The sequence below is a fragment of the Clostridium sp. JNZ X4-2 genome (assembly GCF_054889485.1).
The window spans coordinates 3,011,224-3,024,558 of the sequence record NZ_CM142685.1; the positions used below are offsets into that span (position 1 = coordinate 3,011,224).

Sequence of the window (13,335 nt, forward strand, 5' to 3'; positions counted from 1 at the left end):
CTTAGATGAGGGAAAGGGAGTAATCCCTTTTTCTTAATCGATTTTACAAGCCCCAAATACACAAATTTGTTTCTTGAATCAGGTCCCAGGATCAGCATGGACCATCGAGGGCGTGCCTATGACAATATTTTTATTGAAAGATTGTGGCGCAGTGTTAAATATGAAAATATTTATCTGCAGGATTACCAGAATCCACGGGAGGCACGCATTGGAATCAACGGCTACTTGAAATATTATAATTATAAAAGGCCGCATCAAAGTCTTGGCTATAAGACTCCCGCTGAAATATACAACAAATGATTTATTTGCTTTCCTGAGAAAAATTATACCTGCAGATGGAAATTACGTCAAGGATGCTGACGCACCATCTGCGATGGCATGTCCTTGACATAATTTTCATCAACAGGTGAAGTGTATTTAAGGGAAAGCATTATGATACTGTTTATCAACCTAACTATAAATCTACTAAAAAATTGTCTTGACAAAGGGGTGCACTTTACATCTTAAATTTTTATTCATTAATAACACCTCCACATAGTATATATGCAGATGTTTCTTAAAGTGGCAAGATTAATATAAAACTTTATTACTATAATTTACTTATTATATAAGTATTGCCCTTTACTCACTTCTTATATCCACAAACCTACCTTATACTTTTATACAATACATTTTATTCTATCTCTTTCAACTGTAAACTTTTTCTCATTCATTGTACCACACACCTTTAACTCTTTTCGGGATTCAGAATAAACAGTAAAAGTTTGTTGATTAATTGAATCAATATCAATTCCTTGTAATATCTCCTTTTTATTTAATAAACATAATTCCATTGGTTTGGTTTTACAATCCTTTTGCGCACATACTAATGCCAGCCATAAATTATTTGATAAAAATTTCTTTAATTCATTTAAATGTTCATTTGTAAACCTGAAAGTCCATCTAACGTGTTTTTTAGTAACTTGTGGGGATAAGCAATATTTTACATAAAATATATAGTCATTTTTATTACTTGAGATTTTATACGCTGACCAGGATTGATTCTTATCTGTTTCTATAAGAGTTAAAGTCATAGGAATATCTTTTCTCAAAAGCTTTGTTAAAACTGCGCCATGATAATACTCAAATTCCTTAATTGCCATTAAAATCACTTCCATTATCATAAACTTTCTTTATTTATATTTGTGTAATCAGCTCTAAAATAAAGTTTAAAATCATTTACCTTAATATCATATTCTCTAAGCATTTTAACTATAATATTTCTTATTGAATTACTGCTCATATTAGTCTCTACATATATTTTGTTTGAAATCATTTCCGGCTTTCGCATTCCTTTAACACTAACTGAAAAATATTTATTTTTCTTACCATTCATATTAGGTTTATTTTCAAATTGCAGAAATTTTTTTTCATCTTTATAAAGAAGTAATTCACATGTTTTTAAAAATACTTCCTGCCAAGTTTTAACTTCAATAAGTTCTTCCCCATCAATTCTAAATCCAAATGGCCTTATATGAGTAAAATTTTCATATAAGGTATGCTCTACTTTATTGTCAACAAGGTATTCTTCATAATTAGGTAAAGATTTAATATTATCATTTTCAGATTCATCTTCTTTATTGGCTTTATTTTCTTCTATTCTTGTAAAATTAATTACTTCATCAACTTTATTTTCATAAAAGTTAATTAATTTACCGAGAGTAACATATTTTTCAGCAGTTAAAAAATCTCTATTTAAATAAGCCTGTCCCATTTTATCATTTATCCTATTCATAATGTCATCAATTGTATCCATTAAAAGTCCTAAACTTTCAGAAATATCTATTGATTTATCTGGAAAATCATCTTTTATAATATTTAAAATTTCTTTAAGCTCCATATAATACACTCCATTTACAATTTAACATTATTTTTCATACTTACCTATATGCTTTTTTTCTCCTGCTTTATTCCATAACTACTATCACAAACAACTTTTCCATTTATTATAATAACCTTTTTTATGTCAATAAGATATTTAAATGCATTTTTCATAGCCTGTGTTATATTATCACCAATTCTTTGAAATCCAAAAGTTCTTGCAGTTATTACAAATAAGTCGTTTTGCGTAATTCCAAACCCTTTACTTGCTATAACATACATTGCTCTAGACAATTCTTCAATTGATATAAAGTTAATTTGTCGGCAATTTTTATTGGATTTTGGGATTCTAACATTTATAGGTTTATCACTATTCAGAAAACAAAATTTATTTTTTATATAAACTTCATTTTTTAACTTTAAATTAATTATATTTTTAGCTGAATTTCTAACCTTAATTGTTGCCTTTTGGTTACCAAACAAAGGAGCTAATCTTTTACAAAGTTGTTCAAAATGTATTGGTTGTTCAGTTTCAATAACAAATTTTATTACATTTGCAAGATAGTCACTCTTACTTCCCTGTTTGTTTACACTATAAATATCTGCTTCTTCATACCAATTAAATCCATAAATATTTTTTTCTTCATTAGATATTTCCTTTTCATCTTTTTCCTCTTCGATTTCTACAAATTCATTTTCTATATTACATTGAACATTTTCTTCATTGTTTTTATTAAAATAATCACTATCATCATCCTCGTATTCTAAGATAGCTTTATTTACAATTTCAACTAACTTAGCACCTTCCGTAACTGGATCTTTTATCCAGTCAGTTGACCATATTCTATAAATTTTCCAACCCATATCTTCTAATATACTTTGACGTAGTCTATCTCGTTCTCTTGCAGTTCTTGCAGAATGATATGTAGCACCATCGCATTCAATACCCAATACAAATCTTCCTGCTAATTGGGGATGCCTTATAGCAATATCTATACGATACTCAGAACACCCAACCTGTGTACTAACCAAAAATCCTTTTTCTACAAGAAAATCATAAACAGCCTCTTCAAAAGGAGACTCTACTTCAACTGAATTAGGACAAATGTTTTCCTGCTCCAAAGCTTTCATACCATTTATTGCAAATTCAATATATGATCTCAGCATTTTTACTCCTTTAGAATTAGTTTTATCTATATTAATATCTGTTGGTCTTATTGAACCTACAAGCTTGATATTATATTTGGCTCTCGTTATGGCAACATTTAATCTTCTATAGCCACCACTTTTACTAAGTGGTCCAAAATTCATATACATTAATCCATTTGAATCTTTAGCATATCCAATACTAAAAATAATTGTATCTCTTTCATCACCCTGTACATTTTCAAGATTTTTAACAAAAAAAGCTTCCTCTTTTTCTTCATTAAAAAAATTTTCGTATTCCTGATTATTTATTCTCATTTGTCTAATAATTGTTTCTACAGCTTGCTGTTGTGATTCACTAAAGGTAACAACTCCTAATGAACGGTTAGGGTGATTTTTAATATGTTTAAATACCAATTCTGCTACCTTTTTTGCTTCAATAATATTATTCTTTTTTCCTCCCCTATCATATACTCCATTTTCAACATAAACATATTCAACACCATTATCAGGCATTTTATCTACAGATGATGGAAACGTAATAAGGTTATTATTATAAATTTTAGCATTTGAAAAAGCTATTAAGTGTTCATGTCTACTTCTATAATGCCATTTCAGAGAACGTTCTGGAAGTACAGTAACTGCTTCATCTAAGATTGATTCATATCCATCAATATCTTCATAAGATTCATCTTCATCCTCAAAGGAATCAAAATCACTATCTGAGGTTATTGAAGAAAAAAAGTTTGTCGGTGGAAGCTGTTTACTATCACCCGCAATTACTACCTGCTTTCCCCTTATAATTGCTCCAATTGCATCTTCAGTACAAACTTGAGAAGCCTCATCAAAAATTACAATATCAAAATTATAAGAATCTCCTTGTAAAAATAAGCTTACAGATAATGGCGACATCATCAAACATGGTTTAAGAGACATTAATAACTTCAATTCGTAATTTGGGTGTAGCCCTCCAACCCTGCTATACTAGAGCCAAGGTTGGATCAAGAAGTTTCCTTACTTCTGCGGAACAACCAGCATACAACTGAATAAATTCAATAAAGGAAAATACACCAAAATATTGACCAGAATATATTATAACGGATTTTTGCTTATCTTCTTTATAGTTCTTAATAGCTACTGGGAGGGACTTGCCTGAATACTTACTTCCCTCCTGCATATTTTTAAACACTTGAAAATACATATAGCCAATAAGTGTCATGACTATATGAAAAGTTATAAAATTGTATTTTGTACTCTTAAAGTCTTCTAATTTCCAAAAGTCCTTTATTTGCCTATAATCTTCCTCTATTTCTGGCCTTAATTCATAAATATTTATTATTTGTTTTGCAGTTTTATTTGTGTCTGTAGTTAAAAACACGTAATATTCATCATCTTTTTTATCATGCACAACACAGGCACATAAATCAACATCACTGCTGGATTTATCACTTTGCCACATCAAGCCTAAGTGTTTAACCAGGTGTATTTCTTGAGTTTTTCGTTTTTTATTAGGATGTTTCTGCCATTTGTTTTCGAGGACAGCTATTTTTACAGCTTCTTCGTATATTGTCATGCTCTTTTTTGCAGGTATATATGTATCTACACCTTTTTCGAGTTTTAACGAATTTATAACATCACGTGAAATAAATCCCCTGTCATTTATGAGAATATCACCCTTCTTTAAACATTTACTGTTTAAAAGCATATATCTACAAAGCTCTAAATCATGAGGTTTAATAGAGTCAAAAACTATTTCTTCAATAATGCCTGAATCATCCATGAGTCCCCGCAAAGTTCCAAGTTTGTAACCACGTACAGATTCTCCATCAATTTTTATAACTTCTGAATTTTCATAATTTGCATTATCTAAGTTTACCTTTATTTTAGTACAATCAAGAATATGTATTGAGGGAGATATATTAAGAGATGGAAGTACAACATTTTGAGTGTAGTGATTATAGGATTTTATGAATTCATTTTTTTCGGTAGATCCATATTTGTCAATTAAGTTTCTCATAACGCCTTCGGCAAATAAACCTTCTTCAAGATTTCTATCTGTATCCCACATATTCCATCCAAGCTCTGATAATAATTCACAATCAGTTACAGCAAAAGCAACATCAGTCAAGCTAGTTTTAAGTTTCATCTTGGCTGTAATTGCTAATGCAATAAGTATATCAAAAGGAATATGTTTATTTTGCTTTCTTTTATCTTTAAAGCTTTCAGCTAACTTGCTTATAAGTCCAATATTTTTCATTTTTAGAATTATTGTATCTATAAGGTTAGGAAAATTTACATCAGCAGCATCGATGTTTCCTGATTTTATGGCTCCTAATACTTTGCTTTTATCATTTTTGCTTAATTGTAACATGTAAAATATCTCCTTTAATTATTATTACTTCAGATATTATAATTCTATAAAGAGTTTTAAAATCTTTTTTTTTAAGCAAATATTATATCACTTATTTTTAAATATTTTCATATTACTTATTGAAGATTAATAAATTAGGTATTGCCATAAATAATTTACGCAGTGGCATAATTTTTCTTTTTTTGTTTAGTTCATGTTTTAATATAGATACTTCTCCAAATGAAGATGCTACATCATTAACATCAGGTAATTTAGAAATTAATTTTTCTCTTATTCTAGAACGTGCAATAGATAACTGTAATAAATCTAATTTTTTAAAGTTATTTATTCTTTCTTCTTGATTTCTTCTTCTAAAATTATTAATAGCAGGATAATCTGGCAATATAGAATCAAGCCATAACCTATAAAATCTTTTAAAAAATATTGGTACTATAAGCGTATTATGTACTTTCATCAATTGAATTTTATCAATAAAGTCAGATAGGCCCTCTTCATTACAAAGTTTACGGATACTTCTAAAGTCAATCCATTCTTCAAGTTGTGCTATATTGTTTAAGCAATTCTCAGTTCTCGTTAATAATTTTAATAAATTTATATTTAACAATTCTTCCTTTTCATCGAATAAATTTATAAACCAATTCAAATTATCTTGCATTCTTTGGTATTTACCACTTATATTTTTAAACGCATCTTTAGCATAAATTATAGAACTATCACAATTACAGATCTTTTCTATAAATGCATTTGATAGTTCATATTTTTTACATAAAGTCTTAAACTCATTTGTCCATCCAAGTATAGATATAACCTTGTCCCAATCAGTCTCAATACCATTGAAAAAGCGATCGTAGTTAACTTCAAGCGTTCTATAATTTAAAACAACATTTTTTTTAATTTCCTGTATTTTAATAAGTTTATTCAAATTATTCATGGTATTTGTATAAGATATTTCCTTATTGGCAAATTGATTTAATTCATCAAAACTTTTATATAATAATCTCAAAAGTAATACGATATTACTAAAACGATCAATTATTTGTCCTAATTCAGTTGTCTCAATATTATCAAAGTTAAATATCTTATTTACCTGAATCTTAAAATCATCATTTGTTATTGAATTAATACTATTAATTGTTTTAATGATATATTCTTTTTCTAACTTACCAGATAATAATAATTCCCTTATTTTTTGTGGAATAGGATTATCTCCAAAATATGAACGTATTATCATAAAATTATCAATTGCCTTTTGAACATCTTCCCAATTAGTTTTTTCCTTAAAATAATATGTTCCCAAAAATGTTTTTAATGATTTTTCATTCTCTATAATCCAACATCTAGCCACATCTATATTTTTTAATTCATTAAGAATACAAATAATATTATTTTGATTTTCTTCTAAAGACGTATTTTCCGTTTTATTTAATGACTTAATCGTTGCAAAATCTTTTTTCAAATCATCAGAAGTTTGTATAATTTTTATAATATTTTGTTGTAAAGTTTCAACTTCAATTGTTTCAATAGAATTGCTAAAAATCTTATGCAACTTACTATTAACATTATATTCTATAATTTTATTAACAACATTATAGTTCTTTTCGATACTATCATATTTATCTAATAATGATAACATAACTTGTTTTAATTTATTTGGAATGGAATTATACGGAAAATAGTGGCATATTTTTTGAAAGTTTTTAAGATCCTTTTCTAATAGTTCCCAATCTGTAAGTCGCCCTAAATAATGGTTTCCAAACATTGATTTAATAAGTTCCTCATTATCTTTCAACCATTTTTTCTTCTCATCTATTCTTTTTAGTCTGCTTAATAAGTCAATAATCTCTGCATCATCAATTTTTTTGTTTGGAATAATCATTAACGCTCTAATTGTATTTTTATCATCTTTATAATTTCCTTTAAATACTTTTAAAAAGGATGTATATTCAGTTTTAAATCTAATTAGCATACCTGAATAATCTAAATTAAAGATTTCATTTTCATATTTAGCAGTTATTGTTTTAATTTCTTCATCCATTTGTACATATTTTCCCTTAACCTCTGAAATAAGTTGTAAAATAGCATTAGTTTTTGAGGAATCGAACCACATTTCTGTAGGTTTAGGATTTGATAATATAAGCTTCACAATTTCATTTAAAGAAATAAATGAATTAACTGTTTCAATTGCATTTAAGGATAACATTTCGACTAATTTGTTACCAGAAATATATGCATCAGTAATTATAGGCAACAAACTTTTCAAAGTTTCAATTACATCATCATAAAATTCATTAAAAATCCTGTAAGTTATTACTCCATCATCATTTTTTAAATTTAATTGCTCTTTTGTATAACATTCATTAATTAATTTATAAATCTCGGTGTATTCCACCGTGAACCTTTTAAGCATAGATTCATAATCTATGTCTAATATTCCATTTTCATACTTGCTTAATATCATTGCTGTTTTTTCTGATATTATCTTACATCTATTTCTTCCATCTGAAAATAGTTGCCTCATTATACTATCATTTCTTAAATCAAACCACATTTCCGTTGGTTTAGGATTTTTAACGATAGCATCAAGTAAATTATGAAGTTGGCCTAAATTTTTCATAGTAAGACTTACTTTAACATCCAGATTGTCACAAATTTCTTGACAACTATCATATGCCGATTTAATTTTTAACAACATTTGACTAGCTTCAATATAGAGGCTATGTGAAGATCTTGTTATTCTCTCTTCACCATCGAAATTTGTTAAATTTAATATTTGTTTAAGGGCAACTTGGCTACTTATAATATTCTCCTTTATATCGCTTGCAGGCAAATTACAGAAATCCTTGTCATATTGCTCCAAAACCTGTACTAATAAATTATTATATTCTGAAAGTAGTCTCTTATAATTTTCAGCTTTTTCAATTAAAATTCCAACATCATCTTCCAAAATCCATTCTATAGAAATTTTCGATGATTTAGATGCCACATCTAATATACTTATTAATTTCGATATTCCATTAACAGATGCTTCCTTATTTATGTTTAACTCTTTTTTTATACAATTAAAATCTGCATCAATATCTTTTAATTGAAAACAAAGTTTTCTTAAATATGTTTCAATATCATGTCTTAATTCATGTGTCACTATTGAAACATTGCAACCACGCCAAGGATTTGTTCTATAATCTTCGCTCATTTCACCGATTATACCTGAAAATTGTTCAAGTAAATACTTATATTTTCTCAATTTTTCAGAAGAAGTATCTTTTACATTTTCAATAGAGAAAACAACATCCGGTATATCCTGGAGTTTTGCTAATTTACCATTAACATCATATATTGACACATTAAGTGGCCTACATATACTATGTAACTGTTCATCATATTCATTTAATTTAGCTCTTTCACGATTTAAAACTTCAAGATTGTATAAAACATCTTTTTGAAGTTTAATTTTATTTATATTAAGTGTTTTAGCAAGTTGTTGTAAGACTTCTTTTTTATTTGCTTTATAACTATGCAAGTTTAAGCAAAAATCATCTAACCCAGCCTGCTTTAACCTTTTATAAACTACCTCAAGGGCAGCCATTTTCTCAGAAACAAACAAAACCTTTTTTCCATCAGCAAGTGCTTCTGCAATAATGTTAGTTATGGTTTGACTTTTACCTGTCCCTGGTGGTCCCTGTAACACAAAACTGATGCCTTTCTTTGAAAAAAGAATTGCATCCTGTTGACTTGAATCAGCATCAACTACTTGAAATGTATCAATTGGTCTTGTATTTTTGTCATGATCATAGTTATTATACTCTTCTGGTAATGTAGTTATTTCTGACAAATCACCCGATAACGCCTTTATAATAGGATGTGATCTTATTCTTTCTTTATTTTTATCTAAATCTTTATACATATTTATTTTCAAAAAAGATAGTAAGCTTAATCCTGTTTCAAAGGATACTTTCCAATTATTTTTTAAAACTATTGAATTTACATCAGAAAGATACTCATTTATATTATCTTCATGACTATCAAATTCTGGTAACACAATCCCAAAATCATTTTCTAATTTATACGCCAATGTTGGATTTACAACAACTTCATCTTCATATAAACTTAAAGCATAAGGTGATGTAATTGATTCTAAGGTAAGTGCTACAGGAACAAGAACAATAGGTGATACTAATATCTGTTCTGAATTTTGGCTTTCTTTCCATTTTAAGAATCCAAAAGAAATATACAAAATATTTACTCCTTGTTCTTCTTTTGCAGTCTTAGACTTATTTCGTAGATTTCTAAGTGTTTTTTGTTGATCTTTTATAGTGCTATTAGTTTTCAAATCACCTTCAATTATCCTAATTTGTTTATCTTCATCTTCTTCATTAAGAAATTCTTCATAAAGTGGGCGTGAAAATTTTAAACTTTTTTCTTCTTTTACTAACATTTCAAATAATTCAGAAATGTTAGGTTCTATTATCTTTATGTTAGAACGTTTAGTATCTTTATAATTAATCAATCTATTTCTCTTGCCTAAATCCAATAATTTACTTTTCCATTTATCTATTCGAGTATCAATATCTCCCATAGCTTTTACCTCTCATATCGGTCTATAGTATAATAATTTATTTAAAAATTATTCATCTTTTACATTAACTTTCTACAACATTTTCCATAATAATATTTTAGACCTTCTCATAAATCAATTCAAGGTTTTGGATAGTTAGTGTTAAGTAAAAGTAAACAAATTTATATTTTAACAAATAATTACTTTCTTAAACAAATTAATATCAATACAATGCAAATTAAAATAAACCAGTAATTAAAACAATTTTTAGCCTGTAAAAAAAATTTATGGTATCGTATACTTGTTTATATCAACTTCATGGTTCTACATTAAGTAATATACATTTTGTCTATATAAAAAAGCCTTAAGTGCATCACCTACAACACTCAAAGGCTTTCTAGCTTAATAGCTTTTACTATATTTTCTTTTCTTGCCGTTTCCTAATCCTGTATCACCAAACATATCCTATTTTTAACATTTTCTAAGTCTAGCTATACCAATGCTTCTAACTGTCTTTCCTTTTAAGCCTTACTACCGTCTCCACGTGGCTAATAGGGCTTGGATTGATGTCCAAGCTATGTTTGGTTTATAAATCTTCCTTTTTTACATATGCTCGTTCGTGGGAATATGTCGATAGCATTCTTGTAAGTTTTTACGTTTACGGAAATATGTCAATGACCGTTAAATTTACTACCGTAACATTTCCCATGTAATTTCCTCTTTTGCAATAAAGTATTCTTCTTGCATTACATCATTGTCAGCTAGCCTAAGAATTGGATTATCATGGTCAAACATATATCTTATATCTGTTATCGTGTAGTCATACAATCTATGTAATACTTGATTCAATAAATATTGCTGTTTGCCTTCATTTGGTAAATGCTCAGCATTATCAAAATATACTTTCTCAATTGGAACAAGATATTCAAAACAATAGTATTTACTGTTTTGGAAATACTCAGTTCCAATATTTGGATTTCTTAAGAATGTAGCCAAGACTCCTATAAATTCTGGTACATCATATAATTCACGTGCATAGTTGTTTCTGTATAATAAATCCCTTAGCATAAAACCATTAAAGCAGTAATCTATACGATTACTATTATAACCTAAACGCCATCTTAAATAAGGAACATTTTCTCTTTCCTTGTTATCTAAAGATATAAGTTTCCCCTTATAGTATAAATCTAAATGCCCATTATTCGGTTGGAATGTTACTTCATGATTTTTTAAAAATGTACTCATCTCATTTTCAGTTGATAGTAATTCAAATAGATTCTTTCCTTCTACACAATTACTAGCAGAGTTCAGCCTCCGCCCTAAGTGAAAAAACAAAATCTTATCAATGGGTTTGTTGGACATTTTTAACTCAATAAACTGATTTATAACTTTGTTAAACTTATCTCCATCCATATAATTCTCTGTGCAAGATGCTTTTCCAGCTCTCTCAAAAAGTTGATGTAGTTCTTTAACCGTTATATTAAAAATTTGGCATACTGATTGTTGAATTGTTTCTTTTGTATGCGTGTCTATATACATATTATCTGCCCCCGCTAATTCTATTTTATCTAAACCTCTCACTTATATAAAATCTTATCAAATTAATTACCAAATACAAATAAGTTATCAATGGGGATGTGTTTCCTTATATAATCTGTTAAATCTATATTCCCAACAGATACTCCCCCACAAAGTGAGCCTTTAAAGATATGTTTTTTATTATCCGTATCCGTAATTTGCATTTCCCAGACCCCAATATCAGTTGCATAGCAAAGCAGTTGTTCGCTTTCGAAGTACTGTGAAAAGAGCTTAAATATTTCATCTGTAATAGACTTGCTAATACTAAATTGATATTTTCTACCTATTTTATATTTTCCAAAACCACCAGCGTAGTTATAACCTGAAAACCATATTCGCCCTGTGGATGATATAGTCAGATGTTGTTCCACTTCATCGATGGGGGAAGGTTCTGGACCATAGCAAATGTTATTAGATATGATTTTTATTTTCTGTATATCCATGCAATCCTTCCTCGCTTAATTACAAATTGGAAAGTTGTCATATTTTGTAACTATTCAGGCATTGACAAATTTAAAATTGTTGTTCCATGTGCTTATAGAGCCAGTTCAAGAACTTACATGTTTTGACTGTTACAAAAATACATTAAGATAGATTAATTTAATCATTTTAAACCATAAATTTGTTCTCAAAAGCACAACATATTGTATTTTGTATTTGTAAAATACAATATATAGTGGCTGAATAGTTACCATATTTTTATTATTTCCATAATATAGAATTTACATATTCTAAGGAACTTTTATGGCTATAGATAATATAAAATGCACAGCACACATCAAACTTATGAAGCCGAGGGATGATAATTTACGCCATCACTTATTATTTGCGGGATTAGGTATGAATACCATACATTTCCCAATCCATATGAGTTCCCCATTTTAATTATATTACCGCCTATATTTATATCTTCATACCATTTAAACTCACCTGAATATACACCGAGAAAAACAAACTGTTTTGTCTGGTTATACCTCAAGCTTCCGTCTATCATAGCAATATTCGTGGGTTTACTGATAACTAAACCTCCAGATGAACCAGGAAATAGTTGAGCGTCAATTTGAAATATTGGCAATCCGTTAAAATGCGAACCCCACGCTGAAGCTATAATACCTGACTTTACAATAGGGAATTTATTTAGTTTATCGTAAAATCCTTTTGGATAACTTGCCACAATAATATCACTTGTAACATCAATGCTAAGAGGTTGATTTTCTGGTAGATTTGTATTTGATAGCGTTGTTGGCAAATATATGTTTTGAGTTCCAGGATTTTTTGAAATTTCATCGATGATTCCCTGTATATATGGCGAAATATCAATTAGTGCAACATCAACTTCATTTTGTTTGTGAAGTTTTAGCGAGGATAATAACTGTGCTTGAGTTAAACTGATGGGCTTCCACTGAATAAACCCATTAATATTTTCTCTAATAAAAAAATCAAATCTGTCAGGAACACATTCTACTCCATCTATTTGAGGAAGCACAACATGCCTATTGGTTACAAGCCAAAATTTATCTAATGAATACCATTGTGGTCCACTTTTGTTGGGGTCAGAGGGACTGACTTGATTATAGTAAAACCCCGAACCTTGTGAAGAGTAAGTTTTTCCGTCTTTGGTTAAGGAACTTTCAATAATCGTTGTTATTGAAAATAATTGCCGTTCAAAAGCATTGTCATTTTTTGTGGTAATCGCCATGTTATCTACTCCTTATCTAATGAATTTTCCATTATAATATAAATAACCTTTGGTCAAAAGCTATTCGAAATTGGAATTTGCATAAATACAACGAAAGGCAAATCCTAATAGTAATACAGTTGAGTA

At 28.5% G+C, this 13,335-nt stretch carries 8 protein-coding genes and 1 pseudogene; 1 reads left to right on the forward strand and 8 read right to left on the reverse strand.

Annotation, left to right across the window (positions count from 1 at the left end):
• Positions 1 to 42: 42 nt before the first annotated feature.
• Positions 43 to 300, forward strand: a pseudogene (locus tag ACYUJ6_RS14535) (integrase core domain-containing protein); the annotation flags it as partial.
• A gap of 359 nt (positions 301 to 659) precedes the next feature.
• Here ACYUJ6_RS14535 and ACYUJ6_RS14540 read toward each other — a convergent pair.
• The 8 genes from ACYUJ6_RS14540 to ACYUJ6_RS14575 form a co-directional block, all read right to left on the reverse strand.
• Positions 660 to 1,157 carry a hypothetical protein gene (locus ACYUJ6_RS14540; RefSeq protein WP_461843421.1) on the reverse strand — a complete coding sequence of 166 codons (498 nt, stop codon included), beginning with the start codon at positions 1,155 to 1,157 and terminating at the stop codon, positions 660 to 662.
• Between the two features lie 2 nt (positions 1,158 to 1,159).
• Positions 1,160 to 1,879, reverse strand: a complete 720-nt coding sequence (locus ACYUJ6_RS14545; protein ID WP_461843422.1) for a hypothetical protein — start codon at positions 1,877 to 1,879, stop codon at positions 1,160 to 1,162.
• A gap of 44 nt (positions 1,880 to 1,923) precedes the next feature.
• Positions 1,924 to 3,942: an AAA domain-containing protein gene (locus ACYUJ6_RS14550; protein ID WP_461843423.1), complete on the reverse strand. Its 2,019-nt coding sequence runs from the start codon at positions 3,940 to 3,942 to the stop codon at positions 1,924 to 1,926.
• 43 nt (positions 3,943 to 3,985) lie between these two features.
• Positions 3,986 to 5,377: a transposase gene (locus ACYUJ6_RS14555; RefSeq protein ID WP_461843424.1), complete on the reverse strand. Its 1,392-nt coding sequence runs from the start codon at positions 5,375 to 5,377 to the stop codon at positions 3,986 to 3,988.
• Positions 5,378 to 5,489: 112 nt separating this feature from the next.
• Complete coding sequence (locus ACYUJ6_RS14560; RefSeq protein WP_461843425.1) at positions 5,490 to 9,953, reverse strand: DUF4011 domain-containing protein; 4,464 nt, start codon at positions 9,951 to 9,953, stop codon at positions 5,490 to 5,492.
• A gap of 669 nt (positions 9,954 to 10,622) precedes the next feature.
• A complete protein-coding gene (locus ACYUJ6_RS14565) occupies positions 10,623 to 11,471 on the reverse strand; it encodes a hypothetical protein (RefSeq protein ID WP_461843426.1) in 849 nt (282 codons plus the stop codon).
• A gap of 62 nt (positions 11,472 to 11,533) precedes the next feature.
• Entirely contained in the window at positions 11,534 to 11,953 is a 420-nt protein-coding gene (locus ACYUJ6_RS14570) for a hypothetical protein (RefSeq protein ID WP_461843427.1), read from the reverse strand.
• 341 nt (positions 11,954 to 12,294) lie between these two features.
• Positions 12,295 to 13,209: a S1 family peptidase gene (locus tag ACYUJ6_RS14575; RefSeq protein ID WP_461843428.1), complete on the reverse strand. Its 915-nt coding sequence runs from the start codon at positions 13,207 to 13,209 to the stop codon at positions 12,295 to 12,297.
• Positions 13,210 to 13,335: the final 126 nt, after the last annotated feature.